The following is a 20,654-nucleotide window of genomic DNA, read 5'->3' as shown; positions in this document are numbered from 1 at the left end:
AAAAAGATACCGGTCGGGATACTGCCGCTGCCCCTGTCTGTTTGGGCTGGGCGGGTGTGGGTGGGAGCGGGCGACAGACCGGGGGCCTTGTCGGTAGCGGCGTAGTGGGTAAAGCCGTTATGCGGCAATTTTTCTCTTGCGGCGGTGCCCCGGAGCGGACTGTACAACTGACGACCGGGAGCGGGGGGTGCCCCTGCCGGCTTTGCTCTGCTGGGCGCTGGGGGGGACTTGGCGTAACTATATGCGGGTGCTGCTGCGACATGAGACAGCTGGGAGCGGGTGGTGTGGATGCGGCACGGATACAGCGCGATCTGGCGGCTGAAGTGACTGGCTTTTACCAGTATGGCCGCTTGGTGACGGTACAGTTGGGACAGCGGAGCGGGCGACTTTATTTTGCGGTGGTTCGCATTACCGGTGATTGGGAAAGCGTTGCTGGCGGCTTTAGCCGCGGCGGGCAACCGGTGGAAAGAGCGGCCCAGTGACGGGCGACCCGGTGGGAGATAAAACAGCACACTGAAGCGTGGGAGGTGTGTGCTGTAAAAATTGGCGCTGCTGATGGAAAAGATAGCTTTTGGTGCGGTGGTGACCGTACTGGTGGCGTGTGGTTTGACCGGATGCTTGCAGTGGGAGAGCTGGCTTTGACAGGTGCTGGTGGAGATGGTGGCGGTGTCTGCTTGGCGACCGGAACACCAGCGGTTTGGACAGTTCCCCCAGTACGCAGGGGGCGACAGTGCGGCACCGGGGTGCGAGCACGGTCGCCGAGGACTTCGCCTGCCAGAGCGACTGCCTGCTGGCCGGTACCCAGCGGGAGGACTTTGGGTGCTGGGTGGCTGTTCTACATCAAGATGGGTGATTTTGTGGCGGGCGGGGGCTGTTTACTGACGAGATGCAGTGGCAGCTGGATACCGGACAGGCTCGCTTTGGGCAGGGAGATCTGAAGTTGGTGTTGACCTATGATGAGCCGGTACAGTGTTTGCATTTGACTGTGCAGCGGCTGCCGGTGAAATGACCGGCAGCCAGTGAAGCCGTGGGTGGCGGTCATACGGCGTTCAGTTTTAAAACAGAGACTGGGAGTGCGGCACTGCGGACAGAAAAAAGAGAGCCCCCTGTGCTGGGGGACTCTCTTTTTTGGGTGGCTGGAGCCGGGATGTCAGTACTCCTCTTTGCGGCGCTGGCGGCGCAGGCTGTCGCGGCGCAGGGCGGCCTGAAACTCGGCCTGTTCCTCGGTGGTCTCGCACAGCAGGGCGGGGACCGGGGTGGGTCGCCCCTGCTTATCCAGCGCCACCAGCACCAGATAGGCGGTGTTGATGCGCTGGCGGTCGCCGGCCAGCGACTCGACAAAGCTGTCGACCCGGACCTCCATAGAGGTGCGGCCGGTGTAGGTGACTTTAGCGGTGAGCAGTACCGTGTCGTTTTGCACGGCGGCCCGGTGGAACTGCAGGTTGTCGACCGAGGCGGTGGTGACGTCGCACCCGCTGTGGCGGCGGCCGGCCACGGCGGCGATGACATCGATCCACTGCATGAGCGTGCCGCCAAACAGGCGGCCGGAGCCGTTGATGTGGCTGGCCATGACGATACAGGTCTGCTCGGTATAGGAGAGCCGGGCGGGCTTTTGCGCGGCGGCGGGGGTGCTGGGCGTTTGTGGGGACATACTTTACCTCCTGTATGCTGTATGCAAAATAGGGCAGTGGCCCTGTTTTTTAGTATGAGCTGATCTACTCTATGATAGCACACCCCGGGCTGCGGGAAAAGCCCCGCCGCGAAAAGAGCGCTGACACGGTGGCGGCCTGAAAGCTGGGACAGCCGGTCGGGGCGGCAGCTCATCGGTACGGGCAGTGTTGGGGGACTGCACGGTCTTGTGCGGGACTGCAGCGGCGGTGTGGGGATGGGCCACCGGGGCGTTAGAACGCTGTAATACCAAAATACCGGCGTTACCGGCGGGTCTGGAGGTACAAGCGGCAGCGGGGGGCGACCGGGCAGACAGCAGTGCCGGTAACTGATGGACTGGCGGACTGATGGACTGGTGGAGCGGGGAGAATGGGGCAAACTGTGCAGCTGTGCCAGAGTGGGGCTTTGCCCGGGGGCAAAAAGCGGCCAAATGAGAGAAAATGGCCGCGCAGGCCCCCATTTTTGTGCGGATGGCGGTATAATGGGAGATGGATATACACAGGAGGCGAGAGACTTTGAAACAGAAAAAGACGGTGCGCGCAGTGGCACTGGGCCTGGCGGTACTGCTGGGTTTGGGGGCGCTGGTGGGCGCGCTGCTGCCGCTGATCTACTAGGCGGACACATACAGCACGGCCGGAGCGGGCCCGGGGCCGGCTGCCGGGGGAGAGAGACGAGAGGGAGGTACGCGGTGATCAAACTGATCGTGACGGATATGGACGGCAGTCTGCTGGACGACGACAAAAACCTGCCGGTGGGCTTTATGGACACGCTGGAGGAGCTGCGGCGGGGGGGCGTACATTTTGTGGTGGCCAGCGGCCGCTCTTACGTGAGTTTGCAGCACTACTTTTCGCACATGGAGCACCCGCCGGTGTGCATTTGCGACAACGGCGGGTGTATGGTGTACCGCGGCGAGGTGGTGCGCGCGCGGCTGCTGCCGGAGCAAAAGGTGCAGAAGATACTGGCGCTGCGGCGGCGGTTGCCGGGCCTGCGCATGACTTTGTGCTGCGAAAACGGCACCTTTTACGAGTCGGCCGGGCCGGTGCACGACGAGCGGATGCACTTTTTTTACCCCAACGCCACGGCGGCAGAGGACCTGGAGCAGGTGCGCGATCGGGCCTATAAGATCGGCATGAGCGATGAGCTGGAGCCGGAAAAAAACTCGATGCCGGTGCTGCACGAGATGTTTGGCGACAGCTTGAGCTTTGCCATGTCGGGCGAGCGGTGGGTGGACATTGCCGACGCCGGAGTGTGCAAAGGGGAGGCGGTGGCGCTGCTGCAGCGCCACTGGGGCATCTCGCGGGAAGAGACCATGGCTTTTGGCGACCATTTTAACGACCTGAGCCTGCTTGAGAGAGCCCATTACGGCTATGCTATGGAAAATGCGGTGCCGCCGCTTTTGGCGGCGGCGCGGTACACCGCCCCCAGCAACCAGGTGGGCGGCGTGCAGCAGGTCATCTGCCAGCAGGTGCTGCAGACCGGCGCTGTGCGGAGCGTGGCTGCCGGCGGCGAGTAGGTGCGCGGGCGCTGCCCGGCGCCAAGAAGATGAGATGAGCAGGATAGAGAGCCACTGTGCCCTATGATGACACAGTGGCTCTTTTGCGCAGAAAGCTAAAAGGACCATAGCGCAGAATATGGCCGGCCTGTGCCGAGAAGGGCGCGGCGGTGGGTGGCCGGAAAAAGGGGCATAAAAAAACGGGCCGGCATGGAGCCGGGCCCGTTTTTTATGTGGACAGAGACCGCTTTTAGTAGATGACGATCTGGGAATCTTTGATGTGGCTGGAGCCCTCTTCGGTCTTCCAGACGCTGCCCTCAAAGGCGCGGAACGCGGGGATGCCGGTGAGCTCGCTGAGGAAACCGGCGATGAAGTTAAAGTGCACGTGCTGCAGCATGGGCTTGACCCAGTCGACATCGGCCTCGGGCAGGCTGAGCACATGGGCGCCGGCGGGGAAGATGGCGGGATCGGCGTCGGTGACGACGAACGGATCGCGGCCGATGTTGACCATGGTGCCGATGACTTCCAGCGTGCGGGACATGGACTGGGAATCTTTGTCGATGATGACAAAGGTGCCGATCTTCTCGGGCTCGTTAATGAAGTAGTTGATGTGGCACCAGTCCTCACAGTCGTCGATGGAGTTGCAGGCGCCGATGAGCTCGACGAGTTTGGCGGCCCCGAAGTGGCTGGTGGCGGCGGACAGGCCGTCGGCTACGAAATCGAAAGCCTTTTTGTCTTTGAGGGCCAGCGCGGCCTGATAGGAGGCCTCTTCGATCTCCTCCATCTTGGCGGCTACGGCGTCGCAGTAGTCGGTGATGTGTTTTTCGAAGGTGGAGGTGTACTCGAGCGTGTGCAGGCCGCGGACGATGCCGATGCGGTTGGCCAGGCACATGAGGGCCAGCGTGGAGGCCACATAGGAGCAGACGCCGGCGCAGGGCTCGAGCTGGGGCATATCCAGTGCCAGCGTGTGCGCGGCGGCCTGACCGACGATGCTCTCGGGGTGGTCGGTGATGGCCAGCGTGTTGGCGCCGTGTTTGGCGGCGCGGGTGAGGGCCTCGGCCACGCGGCTGACGGTGCCGGAAATGGAGATGCCGATGACCAGCGGCTTGGGATCGGTGCCGAAGGCCTTGGCGTCCATATGGCGGGCCAGCTCGGAGCATTTGGTGGGCACGCACTCGACGCCGGACAGGGTCTCGAACGCCTTTTTGGCGGCCACGCCGGCCAGGTAGGAGTCGCCGCAGCCGGTGATGTAGACCCGTTTGATGCTTAGCAGCTCTTCCATCGAGATGCAGTCGATGAATTTTTGCAGGGTCATGCCGGCGAGGATCTTTTTGCCGAACTCGGCAGTGTAGCGGGCCTGACGAGCCATGGCGCAGTCTAAGTTTGCTCTTTCCATAGTGTTTTGCCTCCTGTTTTGTGGGTTGGGTGAAGTGGTGGGTAGACGAATTTATCAGTATGCGCTCGGGTGCGCATGACGTCAGTGAGAGTGGGCCGCTTGGGGTCGATTTGTCACCGCGGCGGCTGACCCTGGGCGATGTACTGCTTGGCCAGCTGGTCGTACTGGGTATGTACCATCTGCCGCACCTCGGCCATGAGCTCGGGCGAGAAATCCTGCACCGGGCCGTATTGGCGGACGTTGAAGTGGGCGGCCACCGAGCCCATGACCCCGCACATGAGCGGGTCGTGCCCCTCGCAGAAACCGACCATGGAGGCCGAGGTGGAGGAGTTGCCGCAGCCGGTGGGATCTTGTACTTTGCCTTCGTAGCGCAGGCAGGGCACGAAGAAGTGCTTGCCGCCGGAGATGGCGTAGAGGCCGCGGTCGCCCACCCGGAAGAGGACGAAGGGCAAATTTAGGGATTTGAGTTTATCGATGCACTGCTGCTCGGTCTCGAGGCCGAACAGGCGTTTGGTCTCGGGCAGGTTGATGGAGAACATGTCGACGTACTGCAGCACGTTCATCACCCGGTCGAGCCGGTCGGGGAAGGTGTCCATGTGGATGACTTCGTACATGATCTGGAAGCCGTAGCGCTGTTTGAGGGCGTAGAGCTCGCGCCAGAATACCGGGTCGGTGCCCAGGGCCACGTACAGGCCTTTGAGCCCGTCGGCGTAGGGGGCCACGTTGCGGTGGTCGGGAGTCATGACGCCGAAGTTGAAGCGGAACTCGTCATAGCTCTCGCCGTGGCCGGGGATCTCTTCGTAGGTGCCGTCGGCGGCGTAGCGCACGATGTCGTAGATGGTGTACTCGCCCACCGTGGCGATACCCGCCCGGGGGATGCGGTTGCGGTCCATCCAGGGGCCGTAGTCCCGCTCAAAATCGTCGCCCACGTTGCCAAACAGCTGGCAGCTCTCGTCGTAAAAGCGGATACCCTCCAGGCCGTAGACGGTGCCGCCCATGATGCCGTCGATCTGGCTGCCGTCGGTAAAGTCGATGCGGTTGGTGATGATACAGCCAACAGCTCCGTAACGCATAACAAGTCCTCCTCAGCTCGCATATTTGGGCCGGACAGAGCCGGCGCTCACACAACTGTATTATACCATGGTACCCCTTTTTGCGGACGACAAACTTTGTGCCGGTTTTTTGGAGAAGCTCGATAATTTTCGATTTTTGATTTGGGCAAAATCGGGAGAAAAACCGGTAAAATACACGAAATGTGATGAGATGTTTTAGGAATATCGACATGTGTAAAACAGCGGCGGGGCAGGTTGTATATCCTGCGGGGGGAGGGGTGCGGCGCCGGCGGGATCACCGGGGCGCAAAAAGACCGCCGCACGGGTGGGTGCGGCGGCCGGGTAATGCGCTGCAGCTAGTACAGTGTTTGCTGGACGGCGCCTTCGTCGGCGGGGAGAAACAGGTTCTCGACGGCCAGGCCGTGCTTTTTGGCCAGGCCGACGGTGTAGGCGGTGCCACCTTTTTTGCCCGAGTAGTAGCAGATGAGCAGGCTGGAGTGGCTGATGAGGTAGCGGTTGCGCACGTGCAGGCAGCCGGTGTAGTAGCGGGGGGAGAGCACCACCCGCTGCCAGGCGTTTTGACAGAGGTGATCGAAATCTGCCTGGCCCTGGGCGGCCCAGCAGCTGCTCTGCCCGGCGTAGGGCAGCACGCAGACCAGCCGCAGCGGCAGGCCGGTGCTTTTTTTGGCGCGCAGCACGGCCATGCCGCAGGCGGTGTCGAAACCCTGGGCCATGCCGCAGAGAAAGGTGTCTTTGCCGTGCATGACCGCGAAGAGGATGGCCTGGTCGAGATCCTGCAGGATGCGGTGGTAGGCGGCGTGGCCGGGGGAGAAGGGGAAACCGAACTTTTCGGGCCGGTAGCCGGAAAAGCTGACCGACTTTTGCGGGTCGATGGGCTGGCCGGCGCCGGGGCCCTGAAACTGGGGGTAGCCGGCCAAAAAGTCTGTTTTGGCGGACACGGATACCGCCTCCTTTTTTGGGGATGAGAGCGCCTTTAGAGATAGATGTTGGGGGAGGCCCGGCGGCTGCGCGCGGCCGGGGCGGAAAAGACCTGAGACAGCGGCGCGCCGGCCAAGTAGTTCTCGATAGGGCCAGACAGCGTGTGCAGCCGATTTTGCAGCACGGTGGGGCTGACCCCGAAACGGGGGGCCAGCGACAGAGCCAGCGCGGCCGGATCTTGCCGGTAGGCGGCTTTTTGCCGGCGCACCAGCGGCAGCAGCTGCTGGTAGGGGACCAGCAGCTGGGCGGCGCCCTGATTGGCCTGCCACTCGTCGTTTTCGGTGCGGGCGCTGGCCGGGCGGCCGGCATGCAGAGAGAAGTGCACCAGCTCGTGGGCCAGCGAAAAGCGCTGGGAGGCCGGCGGCTGGGAGGCGTTGACGATGATACACTGCCCCTCTAAGAGCAGAGCGCCGAGCTTTTTGCTGTCGAACCGGTGAAAGTGCACCGGGCAGATGGCACCGGCGGTGATGAGCAGGTCGCCGGGCGGGAGACAGCGCTGCAGCTCGCGCAGCTGCCGGTACAGGGCAGGCAGCGACCTACCGCTCATCTTCGCGTTTGCGGCGGGCGATCTTCTGCGCCATGGAGGTGAGAAAAGCCACGTCGTCCTCGGAGAGGTCGAGCTCTTGCAGGGTGGTCTTGAGCTGGTAGTAGGTGTCGGACTCCTTTTCCTCCCACCCCATGAGGTAGCCGGGAGAGACCTGCAGCGCTTTGGCCAGTGCGTCGACCTTATCCAGCCCGACGCTGCGGGTGGCCTCGGTCTCGTAGCGGTAGACGGTGCTTTTGGCGACACCGATCTGGCGGGCCACGTCTTCCAGCGACATGTGCAGCTCGAGCCGGCGCTGTTTGATCTTCTCCCCGATGTTTTGCGGCGTGTTGCTATTCATAGCGGGTCCTGCCTTTCTGCGCGGATTTCTATATGTGATATCAGTATACCACGACAATTTTATTTAAGCAACGAATTTTTAAAATATTTTGCAAAAACGTTGACAAAATGAAACGATAGTGTTAGACTGGGTTGCAACAAGTGAACGTTTGTTTTTGTTGAGACAGTGAGTGGACGGATCAGGGTCCGGAGGGGAAAAACAGGCAGCAGACCGGCAGAGTAAGCGGATCTGGCGGCCATTTGTTGGCCGGGGATCGTCGCCGGGCGGGCGAAAGGTCTGCTTTTGGTTTAAAAGATACAGGTTTTGAGACCGAGTTCAGGACAGGCTTTATGCTGGAGAGCAGACAGAGGGGAGAAGAGACCGGAGGACGCACCGAAGCGGGACGGAGGATATGTACTCTTTTTTTACATCTATCGTTTTGAAAACGAAACGTTTGTGGTGTGTGGTGTGGGAGAGATGGCGGAGCAGTGCGCAGTTATCATGCACTGTGTGCTGTGTGCTGTGTGCTGTGTGCTGTATACAGTATACAGTGCGCAATGGGCAGCGAGGGGAGAAAGTGGTTTGCGGCGTTGAGGTAGGGACGGCGGATGTGCCTACTGTGGCGGGGGGCAGGCGGCCGCCGGCGGCTGACGGATGTGTGGTTTTGTAAAGGCGGACAAGACGCTTTAGACAGGCGGCCAGACAAGGTGGTGTACAGCGGGGTAGAGGTGGCAGCCGACAGCCGGCAGTGCCGGAATGGGGACAGCAGGGGGGAACAGAGGAGATGGTAACGCTTGGCGTTTGAGAGATCGGGTGGACCTTTTGGGGGCGGGAAGTGAGACATTCTGATAGGGGAGCGGGTATGAAGTAGCTTAGCTGGTGCGGCGTGGCTTGGTAGGGTTTGGCCTGGTGTAGTACGACTCGGTGTGGTGCGGCTTGGCATGTGGGGGAATGGGGGACTGACGTGAGGGCTAGGTGGGGAATGTAGTTGGAGACGGGGACAAATGAGTGTTTGTGGTGCTGGGATGCTGGGTAGCTTTTGGGGAATTGCGGTGGACGGTGGGCGTGGTGCGGCTTGGTATGTGGGGGAACGGGGGACTGGTGCTGAGGTTGGATGGGGAATGTAGTTGGAGATGAGGGCAGATGAGTGTTTGTGGAACTGGGGAGTTGGGCGGTATTTTTGGGAATTGTGGCGGACGGTGGATGTGGTGCGGCTTGGCTTGTGGGGAGCGGGGGACTGACGTGAGGGCTGGTTGGGGGATGTAGTTGGAGACGGGGACAGATGGGTGTTTGTGGTGCTGGGGAGTTGGCGGTATTTTTGGGAGTTGCGGCGGACGATGAGCGTGGTGTGGCTTGGTATGTGGGGGAACGGGGGACTGACGTGAGGACTAGGTGGGGAATGTAGTTGGAGATGGGAACAGATGGATGTGTGTGGTGCTGGGATGCTGGGTAGTTTTTTGGGGAATTGCGGTGAACGGTAGATGCGGCCTGGTGTGTGGGAAGCGGGGGACTGTCGTGAGGGCTGGTTGGGGGATGTAGTTGGAGATGGGGACAGATGGGTGTTTGTGGTGTTGGGATGCTGGGGCCTTTTGAGAGTTGCGGCGCACGGTGGGTGTGGCGTGGTCTGGTGTGTGTGCGGGGAGACTGGCGCGGGGGCTGGGCGGAGAGGACAGCAGGTGGCTTTTGACTGGTGGGCGGGCGGTGCGGCTGTGCAGCAGTGAGGAGCTACCGAACAGAGAGATGGGGACAAGGCGCTGCTGACGCGCCGGAAAAGAGGGAGAGAGATGGCTTTAAAGAGAGAGCGGAGCTGGCGGGAGCTGCCCATTGCCGGGCTGCGGATGCTGGGGATGAGCTGCGGGGAGATCGGCGCTTTGACGGGGCTGCCGCCGCGGGTACTGGCCCGGCGCATAAAGGAGGAGCCGGAGCTGGGCGGGGCCATGGACATGGAGCCGCAGATCGCGGCGGGGCAGGCCATGGAGCACCTGCTGCGACAGGCGGCGGGATATGTACAGCCGGTCGTGCGGCCCATAAAGGTGAAGGAGACGGTATTTGGCGAGGACGGGCGCAAGCAGAGCGAGAGCGAGCGGGTGGTGGAGGCGGTGGAGGAAAAATACTGCCCGCCCAGCGCCACGGCAGCGGCGTACCTGCTAAAGATACTGGGCCGACAGTGCGCAGAGAAGCAGGAGACATCGGTGCAGATCGTCCACCACCTGGCCCGGCCGGAGGGGGAAAGTGGCGCAGTTTGAACTGGATTACCAGCCCACGGCCAAGCAGCAGCTCTTTCACGCCAGCGGGGCGTATGAGCTGCTGTACGGCGGGGCGGCGGGCGGCGGCAAGAGCCGGGCGGTGGTGATGGAGGCGGGGGGGGGCGCGCTGGAACACCCGGGGGTACACAGCTACCTGTTTCGCCGCAGCTACCCCCAGCTGCGGGACACGCTGATCCGCGAGGCGCTGACGGTGCTGCCGCGGGGGCTCTACCAGTACCGGCAGCAGACCCACGACCTGTTTTTACCGGGGGGCTCGGTGCTGCATTTTCGCAGCTGCCGCGGGCCGCAGGACGCCTACCAGTATCAGGGCAGTGAGTTCAACCGCCTATTTATCGACGAGCTGACCCAGTTTGAAAAAGAGACCTATGACTACTTAAAGACCCGGGTGCGGGCCAAAAAGGCGCTGGGGGTGCGGCCGTTCATACGCTGCACGGCCAACCCGGGCGGGCTGGGACACGGGTGGGTGAAGGCCTATTTTATCGACGCGCTGGAGCCGTATGTGGTGCGGGCGTTTTCCACCTATTCACAGCTGTTGGGGGAAAACACCGTGCAGACCCGCCAGTACATACCGGCCACCGCCAGAGATAACCCCCACCTGCACCCGGGCTACATCGCCGAGCTGGAGCAAAAGCCCGAGGCGCTGCGGCGGGCGCTTTTGCTGGGGGACTGGAACGTGTTTGACGGGCAGGTGTTCGGCGAGTTTTGCGACGACGCCAGCGGGTATGAGAGCCGGGAGCTGACCCACGTGATACGGCCCTTTTCGATACCGGAGGACTTTACCATTTACCGCGGCTTTGACTGGGGCTACACCCGGCCCTACGCGGTGGGGTACTGGGCTAAATCGCCCGACGACGTTTTGTACCGCTTTGCCGAGATCTACGGCTGTGAGCCGGGACAGGCCGACCGAGGGCTGCGCCAGGACCCCCGCACGGTGGCCCGGCGGGTGGCGGACTTTGAGCGCCGGGAGCTGCCGGGGAGAAAGATACTGGGTATTGCCGACCCCAGCATTTTTGACGAGAGCCGGGGCGAGGACGGGTGCATTGCCGCTATTTTTGCCAGGGAGGGGCTGTACTTTGCGCCGGGGGACAACCGGCGGCTGCCGGGCAAGATGCAGCTGCACACCCGGCTGCGCTTTGACCAAAACGGGCGGCCGGGACTGTATGTGTTTTCGAGCTGTACCGAATTTATACGCACGCTGCCGGCGCTGGTGTACGACCGGCAGGCCCCCGAGGACGTGGACACCCGCGGCGAGGACCACATTTACGACGAGAGCCGCTACGTGTGTATGGCCTGCCCGATGGTAAACCCGCCCCCGCCGCCGCGGGCGCTGCGCCCGCCAAAGGACGACCCGCTGGAACTGGCGCAGGCGCGGCCGAGACCCCAAAACCCCTATGACCGGGCGCTGTTTGCCAGCGGGCCGTGACAGAAGATAAGGAGCGAGCGAATGGAAAAACTGGAGAAGATGCGCGCGGCGCTGGCGCGCTACCGGGAGGGGCTGCGCCGGGCCCACGGCGAGGCGATAGAGTGGGAGGACTACTTTAAGGGGGCGCACTGGAAGTACATGAAACAGGCGCCGCTCTCGGGGCGCGAGCCGCACACGCCGTTTTTGCTCAATGCGGTGTGGAACAAGCACGCCGACGCCATGGACGCCTGCCCCAGCCCGGTGTTTTTGCCCCGCCAGCCCCAAGACGAGCGGGGGGCCGAGCTGCTGGGGCGGGTGGTGCCGGTGCTGCTGGACAAGCTGGATTTTGAGCAGGTGTACAGCGACCTGTGGTGGAAGAAGCTGAAGGTGGGAGCGGGCTGTTACGGGGTGTTTTGGGACCCGGCGGCCGGCGAGATACAGGTGCAGCTGGTGGACCTGATGCGGCTCTACTTTGCGCCCGGCTGCGGCGATATACAGCGCTCGCCCTATGTGTTTTGCCTGTCGCTGCAGCCGGTGGAGGATATGCGGCGCAGGTGGCCGCAGGTGCCTTTTACCGCCGACAGCCTGACGGTGCGCGACAGCTTTCGCGACTTTGGGGCCGACGAGCTGGCGGGCAAGGTGTGCCTGTGCGACTGCTATTACAAAAAGCAGGTGAGCGGCCGGCAGGTGGTGCACCTGTGCAAGTTTTGGAACGAGCACCTGCTCTATGACAGCGAGGCCGACCCGGCCTATGCCGGGCGGGGCATTTACGACCATGGACAGTACCCCTTTGTGCTGGATGTGCTGCTGCCCAAGGAGGGCTCGCCTTTGGGGATGGGGCTGTGCGAGGTGGGGGCCTCGTGTCAGGGGTACATTGACCGGCTGGACTACCTGATCGAGGAGAATGCGCTGATCGCCGGGCGGCAGCGGTTCCTGGTAAAAAACGGGGCCGGGGTGGACATGGGGCAGCTGGCCGACCTGCGGCAGAATTTTGTGCAGTGCGACCTGTCGGTGGACGACAGCGCGGTGCGCCCGCTGCAGGCGGCGCCGCTGCCGGGATTCGTGCAGACCCACCGGGACCAGAAGATCGCCGAGCTCAAGGACATATTGGGCAACAAGGACTTTATGACCGGCGGGGTGACCGGCGGCGTGACGGCCTACGGGGCCATTGTGGCGCTGCAGGAGGCGGGCAACAAGCTGAGCCGGGACATTATTGCCGGCAGCTACCGCGCCTTTAAGCAGGTGACCTGCCAGCTGGTGTGGCTGATCAAGCAGTTTTACCGCCAGGAGCGCACCTTTTATGCCGATGGGGAGTTTTTGAAGCTGGGCCGGGAGGACATTACCCCGCACCTGGATATTCGGGTGATCGCCCAGAAGAAAAACCCCTTTACCACCGCCGCCCACAACCAATTGGTGCTGGACCTGTACAAGCAGGGTGCCTTTGCTGCGGACGGCGCCGAGGCGGCGGCGCGCTGCGTGCAGGCCATGGTGCTGGAGGGCAAAGAGGAGATACTGAAGATGCTGCAGACCGCGGGCGGCGGGCCGGGCGCGGCGATGGGGCCTGAGACAGGGCCGGCGGGCGCTGTGGCGGGCCCGACAGAGGAGAGGGACGGTGTGCCGGCGAGAGAGAGCGGGCACACCGGGACAGTGCCGCCGGAAGTGGCGGCGAGAGGGGGCATATGAGATGCAGGAGAGCGAACAGGTGGCAAAAGAGCTGCCGGCGGCAGAGGCGGACACAGAGGTACAGCCGCCGGTCGAGGAGCAGCCGGAGACGGCGGCGGAGCCGGGGCCGCCGGATGACTGGAGGGCAAAAGAACAGCGGCTGAAGGAGCACTTTGGGGTGGAGGAGATCGAGGAGCTGTTTGACATGCCCAACCCCCATTTGGTGGAGCAGGTGCAGGAGAACCTGCGCCAGCCGCTGGCGGCGCTGGCCGCCGAGTACCCCCAGCTTTTGGGGGAGGTGCAGGCCGGAGAGCTGGCCACCGACCGCGGCTATGTGCAGCTGTTGGCGGCGGGGTACAGCCCGCTGTCGGCCTATCTGTGCCGGTACACCGACCGCTGTATGCAGGCGATACAGGCGGCGGGACGGCCGGTGGAGAGCGCCATGCAGCGGGGCGGCGGGCTTATTGGCGAGGACGTGCAGAATTTTACCGACGAGCAGCTGCTGCGCATTCGCGAGGCGGTGCGCCGGGGCGAACGGGTCGTTTTGTGAGCGGCGGTAAAAGCAGAGATGGAGCCGGTGCAGACACCGGCAGAGGGAGGACATGATGGAAGTAAACACCACCAGCCAGAGCGGACAGGGACAGGAGATACTGTCGGCCCAGATGAAGACCTATTACGACAAGGAGCTGATCCGCAATGCCAAGCCGCGGCTGGTACACGACCAGTTCGCGCAGAAAAAGCCCATCCCCCCCAACCGGGGAAAGACGGTGGAATTTCGCAAGCTGAGCCCTTTTGCGCCGGCCACCGAGCCGCTGCAGGAGGGGGTGACCCCGGCGGGCAAAAAACTGGACTGGAGCACCCTCAGCGCCACGGTGAGCCAGTACGGCGACTATGTGAGCGTATCGGACATGCTGGAGATGACGGCCATCGACCACAACCTGCTGGAGGCCCAGGAGATACTGGGCGACCAGGCCGGGCGCACCCTGGACACGGTGACCAGGGAGATCATCAGCGCCGGGACCAACGTGATGTTTGCAAATAAAAAGCTGGCCCGGCATACACTGACAGGTGGCGGCGGGCAGGAGGGCGATTTTTTGCGGGTGGAGGACATCAAGCGGGCGGCCACCTGCCTGAAAAACAATCTGGCCACCCCTATCGGCGGCAGCTATGTGGCCATCATCCACCCCAACGTGGCCCACGACCTGACGGCAGACCCGCTGTGGGAGGCGGTGAAGAGCTACGACCCCAAGGACCTGTACGACGGCGAGATCGGGCGGCTGTTTGGGGTGCGGTTCATCGAGACCTCAGAGGCCAAGGTGTTTAGGGCGCAGCCGTTCGGCGCGTTTGGCACGCTGCACGTGGCTGGCGCCAGCGGCACCGCTTTGACGGTGAAAGAGACGGTGGAAGGGCAGGACCTGGAGGGGCGGATGCTGCTCATCGACGGGCAGGTATACACGGTGACCGCCCAGGCCGGCAAGGTGCTGACTTTGGACGAGAGCTGTGCGGCGGCTGCGGACGCGGTGATCTATGACGGGGGCGCCGGGGCGGCCGGGGCCGACGTGTACGCCACGCTGGTGTTTGGCCAAAACGCCTACGGGGTGACCGAGATCGAGGGCGGCGGGCTGCAGACCATCATTAAGCAGCTGGGCAGCGCCGGCAGCTCGGACCCGCTGGACCAGCGGGCCACGGTGGGCTGGAAGGCCACCCGCACGGCGGCGATCTTGTCGGAGCCGTTTATGGTGCGACTGGAGAGCTGCTCGAGCGCGGTGGGCGAAGGGGGGATGCTGTGATGCGCAGAGACCCCCTGTTACAGCCGGTGACGGTGACGCTGTTTCGCGACGAGGGGCGCTACCGGGACGACTGCGCGGTGATCGTAAACGGGCGCAGCTGGGTGATACGCCGCGGCGTGCAGGTAAAGCTGCCCCGCTATGTGGCGCTGGCGCTGCAGCACGCCGAGAACCAGCGCCGCTACGCCCAGCGGCTGTGCGAGCAGTACCGCGGCTGAGCGGCGGCGAGCGCACATATACGGGCCGGCGGCGGGCGCTGATGAGCGCGCCGCCGGGCAGAGAGGGGGTGGACCCCGATGCGGCGGCCCGCTGCGGGCGGGCCGGTAAGGAGGAAGAGATGACCGGAAAAGATATGATCGCGCGGGTGCGGGAGGGCTATGACACCCCTTTGCCGGAGAGCACGCTGTACCAGTTTTTAGAGGAGGCCGAGGCCGAGATGGTGGCCGACGACCCGCTGCAGCGCACCACTGCGGTGCTGCCGGTGGGAGAGGACGGCAAGATCGCGCTGCCGGAGCGGGTATACCCCTACATGGTACTGGCGGTACAGGGCTACAAGATGGGCCTGGGCCTGCCGCTGCCGGGGGTGGCGGGCAAGTGCGCCGCCGGGGTGTTTTTGCCCCCGGCGGGGCGGCCGGAGCAGGTGGCGGTGACCTTTCGCACCCCGGCGCCCAAGGTGGGGCCGGATACCGTATTGACCGCCGGTGAGGGGCACAGCGGCTGCTATTTGTACTACCTGCTGGCCAAGCTGGAGCTGCTGCAGGGAAACATCGGCGGGTACAACAACTTTGCCGCGCTGCTGGAATCGGCCCGACAGAGCTACCGGCGGCAGGCGGTGGGCGGCGCGGCGGCAGAGCGCTTTCACAGCGAGCTGCGCCCGCTTTAGGGGGCGCCGGTATGCGCTATGTGCGGCTTTACCGGCCCGGCGGACAGCAGGTGCAGACCGGGCGCTTTTACGGCCTGAGCGGACTGGAGCCCCGGCTGGGCTATTACGACCGCGGCGTGGGCTGCGAGATAGACCCCCAGGGACACCTGGTGGGAGCCAGAGCGCCGGTAGAGGTGCTGCGCCGCCCCGGCCTGCGCCAGTACGGCGACGGCTGGACCATTGAGGGGGACGGCTTTTACGTGGGCGGCGTGAAAAAGGGGACTTTGAGCGCGGGGGAGAAGTGTGTGGTGCGCTTTGGCGACAAGTGGCTGATCTTCCCCGACCGGATGGCCTATGACCGGGTAAAAAACACCTTTGCCGGCTTTACCGCCCCGGCGGACATGCGGCAGGCGGTGGTGTTTGGCAACCGGGTATTCGGCATCGTGGGGGGGCTGTTGCGGGCCTCGGCGCTGGGGGACGAGGGGGACTGGGAGAGCTACCAGAACCCCGACGGCTCGCCCAAAGAGAGCGGCAGCTACCGGGTGGCGGTGGCCGGGGGCAGCTTTACGGCCATCACCGCCTTTTTAAACCACGTGACGGTGTTTACAGACGAGGCCATCTACGAGCTGTACGGCAACCGGCCCTCGAACTTTACTTTGACCCAGTGCGCCACCCTGGGGGTGACGGGGCCGGGACAGGCCGGCTGCTTTGACAAGACGCTGTGGTTTTTTGCCCGCCAGAGCCTGTACAGCTACCGCGGCGGCGCGGTGCGCGACGAGCTGGCGGCGCTGGGGATCACCTTTGCCGATATGCAGCTGTGCTGTACCCAGCGGGGAGCCTATTTTTTGGCCGACGGCGGGGTGTACCGCTTTGACGGGGCGCTGGTGCAGCTGGGGGCGGGGGACTACACCGCCCTGACTACCTTTGGCGGGACGGTGTACGCCACTGCCGCCGACGGCGCCTGCTACGCGCTGGAGCGCGGGGCGCGGCAGGGCTTTTGCGTGCAGCTGCGGGGCGGGCTGGGCGGCGGCAACCTGCAGCAGTATGAGCTACTGTACAGGGGCAGCATCGCCGCCTACCAAAACGGGCGGCTGCTGGGCAAAAAACAGAGCCGGGAGCTGGACCGGATGCGCTGTTATGTGCAGCTGGGCGGCCGGCAGCCGCGGCCTTTGCAGCTGCGGCTGGGACCCGACAGCGCGCTGTGCGGGCTGCGCTACAGTTTACACGGGGGTGATGACAGATGATGATGGCGGGGGTGCCCGACTTGCAGGGCCAGACGACAGAGGAGAAGGTACAGACGCTGACTGACTACGTGATACGGCTGCAAAAGGAGCTGGACTGGCTGCTGCAGAACCTGGACAGCGGCAACTTGAGCGCCGCCTTTGCCGCCAGTATCGGCGGCGGGGACACCGGCGAGCTGGCCGGACAAATCGCGGCGCTGCAGCAGCTGCTGAGCAGCGACAAGGTGACCTTGAACGGGGCCGGGCTGGCGGTGCACGCCGGCTCGCTGCGGGCCTATGACGAGGAGGGGCAGCTGGCGCTGTGGTTTGACGGCGGGCTGCAGCTGGCGCCCCGGCAGAGCTACACCGGCAGCTTTCAGTGCGGAAACCTGCTGGTGCGGGTGCAGGGGGGCATCGTCAAGGGGGTGGAACCGAACTTTGAGCTATCGTGACGACCTGCAGGCGGTGCTGCGGCAGCTGCGGGAGAAGAAATTCACCTACCGGGTAGACGAGGACGCCGGCTACCAGAGAGAAAAGGGACGCGACGCCCAGCAGACCGCCGGGCGGCAGGACGACTACCGGGCGGCGGCCGCGGCGCTGGTGGGGGGACAGCAGTCGAGCTATGGGGAGGCGGCGCGGCAGTACTTGCAGCGGCAGATGACCCAGCGCGACGAGGACCGCCGCCAGCAGTACACCGACGCGGCCTACAGCAGCTACCAGAAAGAGACAAAGGCGTTAGAGCGCCAGCGGGAGAGCCTGCAGACCAAGGTGGAGCGCGAGGAGCGCCAGCGACAGCAGGCTGAGGAGCGGGCCCGCAAAGAGCGCCAGCGGGAGCTGGAGAGACAGCAGAAGGCGCTGTTAAAGGCGCAGCAGCAGAGCCGCACGGCCGGCAGCGGCAGCAGCGCCCGCCGCAGTGGGAGCACGGGCAGCGGCAGCAGTGGCAGCGGGGGCGGCAGCGGCAAGGCGGCGGGGCAGACGGCGGCTTTTGACGAGAAGAACAAGGATTTTCGCGCGATCGCCGCCCAGTCGCGGCAGTACTACACCATGGGACACAGCCGCGGTGTGAGCGAGACCAAGAAAAAAGACGGCAGCTATAACCGGGTGTACGCCGAGGGACAGGCCTACCGCCAACAGGCGCGGTACCTGTACGGCGCGGTGGACGGCGACATGCAGAAGGTATACGCGCTGGCGGCCTATTTGGGCATACCGGCGTACTACACCTCAAGCGACGTGCTGCACTTTATGAAGTAGGGGGAAGGGACATGCAGTACGTGTTAACACTGGGGGAAAACAAGCAGCTGACGGCGGCGCAGGACGGCGGCGAACCGGTGTTGGTGGCGGGGGAAAAAGGGGTGGACAGCCTGCTTTTTTGCCTGCCGGCCACCTACCGCGGGCTGGATATGACCGGCTTTAGCTTTTACCTGAACGCCGAGACGCCGACCGGCAGCCACAAGCTGGCGCTTTCCCGGGAGGACGCGCCGGGCCGGGTGTGCGCCCGACTGGATTTTGACGGCAGCAGCACCGGGCTGTGCGGGCCGGTGGCCATAAGTCTGGAGGCCCGCGACGCCAGCCGGGTGCTGTGCAGCCGCCAGTACATGCTGCAGGTGTACCCGGCCCCCGACCTGAGCGAGGTGTACCGGGCGGGGCAGAGCCTATTTGACACGCTGTTTAACCAGGTGAACATTTTGCACGGCGAGACGCGGGGCTACAGCGAGGCGGCGGCGACCAGCGCCACGGCCGCCGCCCAGAGCGCGGATGCGGCCAAAGAACAGGTGGTGGCGGTGCAAAACAGCGCCCAGCTGGCTGTGGACGCTAAGGGAGCCGCCCAGCAGATCGCGGAGCGGGTGAACGTGCAGCTGGCGGCGGCGCAGGACGCGGCCACGGTGAGCCAGGGGGCCAGCGACCTGGCCGCGCGCGCGGCACAGACCGCCGCCGAACAGGCCGACCGGGCCCACAGCGAGGCCGACCGGGCGGAAAACGCCGGTGGCGGCACGGACAGCGGCGCGGTAGAGGACCTGTTTTTGGGCACCGGCACGCTGGGGCCCAACTTGCTCAAAGACCCCAGTTTTGAGGGCAGCGGCAGCTATACCGGCGGGGCGCACCGGGTATTTGCCGACGCGCTGCACGGGCGGCAGGGCATGCAGGTGAGCCGGGTGGCGCCGCTGGTGAGCAGCTATAGCGTGCAGCTGATGGCCGGGCAGAAATACCTGTTTTGCCTGGTGGCGCGGGGGCGGGACACGGTGGTGCTGGCGGTGGGGGACGAGCAGTTTGCGCTGGCCCAGCCGCTGGTAAACGGGCAGCCCATGGCCCGGCACCTGCTGCTGTTTGCCCCGGCGGGGGACTGCAACGGGCCGCTGACGGTGCGCAGCGGGGCCCAGTTATATGTGGACTGCATGCTGCTGCTGGCGGTGCCCGACAGCTTGGCGGCGGTGGACGAGGCGGGGTGGCTGGCGCTGCTGGCGCGCTACCCCTACACCTGGGGGGCGCACCCCCAGCCGCCGGCGGTGGCGGCGGCCCGACAGGCCGACACGCTGCGGCCGGACTTGGAGGGGCTGGCGGTATTTCACGGCGGCGTGCCGGTGGCGGCGGTGCCGGACGTCGACTACCCGGCGGCCCAGTACAGCCGCTATACCGGACTGGCGGCGGTGGGCGACTGGCTGGAGATGGGGGCGGCCAACCTGGCTTTTTGCTACAAGCTGGGACGGCTGGTGCACCTGGACGGGGTGCTGGACTTTGTGCCCCGGGGCGCCGGGGACTGCCTGTTTGGCGGGTTGCCCTACCCGCCGGCGGGGCTGGTGGCCGGGCCGGTGTGTCACGGCGAGGGGCTGCCGCCGGGCTTTGGCGACCTGGCGCTGTGCAGTGCCGGCGAGGGGGCGCTGCAGTTTGGGCTGTACGGCACCGCTGCCGATGGGCATCGCCGACTGCTGACGGCGCAGGACCTGCCGGCCGACGGCTGCCGAGTGATATTCTCGGTAGATTATATTGCGGTGTGAGGGCGGTATTTTACAGTGGGGCCGGGCGTGTACCACAGCTTGCGGCATAGAAAAAGAGCGGTGCGCGGGGGCGCACGGCTCTTTTTTGATCGGCCCTTTGACCGGGGCGGACAGCGGCGAAGAAGGGAAAAAGACGGTGGGATGGGGGCGCCGCGCGCGGGGCAAATAGGGCGATGTGGGTGTGGGCTATGGGCGATGCCGGGGCGATACGCCGCGGAGCCGGCCGACAGGCAGCGCGGGGCGCGCGGCGATAAGGACGGCAGCAGAGCGCACGGGACTAGCCCAGCACCGGCAGCGGGCCGGAGGCGGCGTTGCCCGCCTTATCGCCGACTTGTAAAGTGTATCGGCCCGGCGGCAGCGCAAAGCGGGCGGTGCCGGTACCATCGTCGACAGATACGGGGCGGTAGAGCTGGCCGACAGAGCTGCTCACCGATAGAGTGGACCAATCGATGCCGGTATCTTGATCGGCGACGGTGAGCAGGGTGTCGCCCCCATCGCGGCAGACCGCTGTGAGCTGGGGGGCAGCAGTGTCGAGCCCCTGCACGGTGAGGGGGCGGGTGATTACTTTTTGACCGGCGGTGGCCTCGACGAGATAGCCGCCGTTTTGGCTGACCGCGGCGGTGTAGCGGCCATCGCGCCGGCGGACAAAAGGCTGCCTACGCCCCTGGGGGCCGACGAGGGTGAGCGAGTCGGCGGTGCGGCCGGAGAGCGAGACCCGGCCCCTATACACATCTAGATGAGATCGGAAGAGCACACGTCTGAACTCCAGTCACGTCCGCACATCTCGTATGCCGTCTTCTGCTTGAAAAAAAAAAAAAAAAAAAAAAAAAAAAAAAAAAAAAAAAAAAAAAAAAAAAAAAATAAAAAAAAAAAAAAAAAAAAGGAAAAAACGTGAAAAGTAACGAGACATAGGAGAATAGAAAACAGTACATCGTGTTCGGAGGGCTTAAAGTGTTATAGACATGAATTAGGAACAACGTGCATGGGTTCG

Annotated in this window: 19 protein-coding genes; 13 read left to right on the top strand and 6 right to left on the bottom strand. The window is 64.2% G+C overall.

The genetic code is table 11. From position 1 onward, the window contains the following. The first annotated feature begins 284 nt into the window (after window positions 1-284). A complete protein-coding gene (locus tag C6Y32_RS15360) occupies window positions 285-482 on the top strand; it encodes a hypothetical protein (RefSeq protein ID WP_105204717.1) in 198 nt (65 codons plus the stop codon). Window positions 483-1,150: 668 nt separating this feature from the next. Here the strand turns inward: C6Y32_RS15360 and C6Y32_RS07630 are convergent. Continuing rightward, a complete protein-coding gene (locus C6Y32_RS07630) occupies window positions 1,151-1,651 on the bottom strand; it encodes an acyl-CoA thioesterase (protein ID WP_105204716.1) in 501 nt (166 codons plus the stop codon). A gap of 705 nt (window positions 1,652-2,356) precedes the next feature. Here C6Y32_RS07630 and C6Y32_RS07625 point away from each other — a divergent pair. Continuing rightward, window positions 2,357-3,181, top strand: a complete 825-nt coding sequence (locus C6Y32_RS07625; protein WP_164998181.1) for an HAD family hydrolase — start codon at window positions 2,357-2,359, stop codon at window positions 3,179-3,181. A gap of 229 nt (window positions 3,182-3,410) precedes the next feature. Here the strand turns inward: C6Y32_RS07625 and C6Y32_RS07620 are convergent, their stop codons facing one another. The 5 genes from C6Y32_RS07620 to C6Y32_RS07600 form a co-directional block, all read right to left on the bottom strand. Beyond that, the gene (locus C6Y32_RS07620; RefSeq protein WP_105204714.1) at window positions 3,411-4,556 is read right to left on the bottom strand and encodes an SIS domain-containing protein; all 1,146 of its coding nucleotides are present in this window, start codon (window positions 4,554-4,556) and stop codon (window positions 3,411-3,413) included. Window positions 4,557-4,669: 113 nt separating this feature from the next. After that, on the bottom strand, window positions 4,670-5,629 hold the full coding sequence (locus tag C6Y32_RS07615) for a carbohydrate kinase family protein (protein ID WP_105204713.1): 960 nt from the start codon (window positions 5,627-5,629) through the stop codon (window positions 4,670-4,672). 335 nt (window positions 5,630-5,964) lie between these two features. Then, the gene (locus C6Y32_RS07610; RefSeq protein ID WP_105204712.1) at window positions 5,965-6,567 is read right to left on the bottom strand and encodes an SLOG family protein; all 603 of its coding nucleotides are present in this window, start codon (window positions 6,565-6,567) and stop codon (window positions 5,965-5,967) included. A 35-nt stretch (window positions 6,568-6,602) separates the two neighbouring features. Beyond that, window positions 6,603-7,154 carry an ImmA/IrrE family metallo-endopeptidase gene (locus C6Y32_RS07605; protein ID WP_105204711.1) on the bottom strand — a complete coding sequence of 184 codons (552 nt, stop codon included), beginning with the start codon at window positions 7,152-7,154 and terminating at the stop codon, window positions 6,603-6,605. Then, complete coding sequence (locus tag C6Y32_RS07600) at window positions 7,144-7,491, bottom strand: helix-turn-helix domain-containing protein (RefSeq protein ID WP_105204710.1); 348 nt, start codon at window positions 7,489-7,491, stop codon at window positions 7,144-7,146. Before C6Y32_RS07600 ends, C6Y32_RS07605 begins: the two co-directional genes overlap by 11 nt. A 1,763-nt stretch (window positions 7,492-9,254) precedes the next feature. On the opposite strand from C6Y32_RS07600, the gene C6Y32_RS07595 reads away from it, so the two are divergent. From C6Y32_RS07595 to C6Y32_RS07545, 11 genes are all read left to right on the top strand, one after another. Further along, window positions 9,255-9,716: a hypothetical protein gene (locus tag C6Y32_RS07595; RefSeq protein ID WP_105204709.1), complete on the top strand. Its 462-nt coding sequence runs from the start codon at window positions 9,255-9,257 to the stop codon at window positions 9,714-9,716. Next, a complete protein-coding gene (locus C6Y32_RS07590; RefSeq protein ID WP_105204708.1) occupies window positions 9,703-11,160 on the top strand; it encodes a phage terminase large subunit in 1,458 nt (485 codons plus the stop codon). Before C6Y32_RS07595 ends, C6Y32_RS07590 begins: the two co-directional genes overlap by 14 nt. A gap of 21 nt (window positions 11,161-11,181) precedes the next feature. Then, window positions 11,182-12,822 (top strand): hypothetical protein, encoded by a 1,641-nt coding sequence (locus C6Y32_RS07585; RefSeq protein ID WP_105204707.1) that lies wholly within the window; start codon window positions 11,182-11,184, stop codon window positions 12,820-12,822. Window position 12,823: 1 nt separating this feature from the next. Next, a complete protein-coding gene (locus C6Y32_RS07580) occupies window positions 12,824-13,351 on the top strand; it encodes a hypothetical protein (protein ID WP_105204706.1) in 528 nt (175 codons plus the stop codon). A 52-nt stretch (window positions 13,352-13,403) separates the two neighbouring features. Further along, the gene (locus C6Y32_RS07575) at window positions 13,404-14,591 is read left to right on the top strand and encodes a N4-gp56 family major capsid protein (protein ID WP_105204705.1); all 1,188 of its coding nucleotides are present in this window, start codon (window positions 13,404-13,406) and stop codon (window positions 14,589-14,591) included. Beyond that, window positions 14,591-14,806, top strand: coding sequence for a hypothetical protein (locus C6Y32_RS07570; protein WP_105204704.1), 216 nt, complete (start codon window positions 14,591-14,593; stop codon window positions 14,804-14,806). Before C6Y32_RS07575 ends, C6Y32_RS07570 begins: the two co-directional genes overlap by 1 nt. A gap of 119 nt (window positions 14,807-14,925) precedes the next feature. Beyond that, window positions 14,926-15,471, top strand: a complete 546-nt coding sequence (locus tag C6Y32_RS07565) for a hypothetical protein (RefSeq protein ID WP_129589414.1) — start codon at window positions 14,926-14,928, stop codon at window positions 15,469-15,471. 11 nt (window positions 15,472-15,482) lie between these two features. Further along, window positions 15,483-16,694 (top strand): hypothetical protein, encoded by a 1,212-nt coding sequence (locus C6Y32_RS07560; RefSeq protein ID WP_105204702.1) that lies wholly within the window; start codon window positions 15,483-15,485, stop codon window positions 16,692-16,694. After that, window positions 16,691-17,122: a hypothetical protein gene (locus tag C6Y32_RS07555; protein WP_105204701.1), complete on the top strand. Its 432-nt coding sequence runs from the start codon at window positions 16,691-16,693 to the stop codon at window positions 17,120-17,122. The genes C6Y32_RS07560 and C6Y32_RS07555 overlap by 4 nt, the downstream gene beginning before the upstream one ends. Next, window positions 17,109-17,921 (top strand): hypothetical protein, encoded by an 813-nt coding sequence (locus C6Y32_RS07550; RefSeq protein ID WP_105204700.1) that lies wholly within the window; start codon window positions 17,109-17,111, stop codon window positions 17,919-17,921. The genes C6Y32_RS07555 and C6Y32_RS07550 overlap by 14 nt, the downstream gene beginning before the upstream one ends. A gap of 11 nt (window positions 17,922-17,932) precedes the next feature. Beyond that, window positions 17,933-19,663: a hypothetical protein gene (locus tag C6Y32_RS07545; protein ID WP_105204699.1), complete on the top strand. Its 1,731-nt coding sequence runs from the start codon at window positions 17,933-17,935 to the stop codon at window positions 19,661-19,663. The last annotated feature ends 991 nt before the right edge of the window (window positions 19,664-20,654 follow it).

The organism is Neobittarella massiliensis (ex Bilen et al. 2018) (genome assembly GCF_900289145.1).
GTDB lineage: Bacteria > Bacillota > Clostridia > Oscillospirales > Ruminococcaceae > Neobittarella > Neobittarella massiliensis.
Note: the sequence above shows the minus strand (reverse complement) of the source record. Positions and strands in the feature narration are given on the sequence as shown.

Excerpts from the sequence above, each read along its gene's own strand:
- C6Y32_RS07570 (WP_105204704.1), top strand. The coding sequence starts at position 14,591 with ATGCGCAGAGACCCCCTGTTACAGCCGGTGACGGTGACGCTGTTTCGC.
- C6Y32_RS07560 (WP_105204702.1), top strand. The coding sequence starts at position 15,483 with ATGCGCTATGTGCGGCTTTACCGGCCCGGCGGACAGCAGGTGCAGACC.
- C6Y32_RS07615 (WP_105204713.1), bottom strand. The coding sequence starts at position 5,629 with ATGCGTTACGGAGCTGTTGGCTGTATCATCACCAACCGCATCGACTTT.
- C6Y32_RS07630 (WP_105204716.1), bottom strand. The coding sequence starts at position 1,651 with ATGTCCCCACAAACGCCCAGCACCCCCGCCGCCGCGCAAAAGCCCGCC.
- C6Y32_RS07580 (WP_105204706.1), top strand. The coding sequence starts at position 12,824 with ATGCAGGAGAGCGAACAGGTGGCAAAAGAGCTGCCGGCGGCAGAGGCG.
- C6Y32_RS07565 (WP_129589414.1), top strand. The coding sequence starts at position 14,926 with ATGACCGGAAAAGATATGATCGCGCGGGTGCGGGAGGGCTATGACACC.
- C6Y32_RS07605 (WP_105204711.1), bottom strand. The coding sequence starts at position 7,154 with ATGAGCGGTAGGTCGCTGCCTGCCCTGTACCGGCAGCTGCGCGAGCTG.
- C6Y32_RS07620 (WP_105204714.1), bottom strand. The coding sequence starts at position 4,556 with ATGGAAAGAGCAAACTTAGACTGCGCCATGGCTCGTCAGGCCCGCTAC.
- C6Y32_RS07600 (WP_105204710.1), bottom strand. The coding sequence starts at position 7,491 with ATGAATAGCAACACGCCGCAAAACATCGGGGAGAAGATCAAACAGCGC.
- C6Y32_RS07555 (WP_105204701.1), top strand. The coding sequence starts at position 16,691 with ATGATGATGGCGGGGGTGCCCGACTTGCAGGGCCAGACGACAGAGGAG.
- C6Y32_RS07545 (WP_105204699.1), top strand. The coding sequence starts at position 17,933 with ATGCAGTACGTGTTAACACTGGGGGAAAACAAGCAGCTGACGGCGGCG.
- C6Y32_RS07575 (WP_105204705.1), top strand. The coding sequence starts at position 13,404 with ATGATGGAAGTAAACACCACCAGCCAGAGCGGACAGGGACAGGAGATA.
- C6Y32_RS07595 (WP_105204709.1), top strand. The coding sequence starts at position 9,255 with ATGGCTTTAAAGAGAGAGCGGAGCTGGCGGGAGCTGCCCATTGCCGGG.
- C6Y32_RS07585 (WP_105204707.1), top strand. The coding sequence starts at position 11,182 with ATGGAAAAACTGGAGAAGATGCGCGCGGCGCTGGCGCGCTACCGGGAG.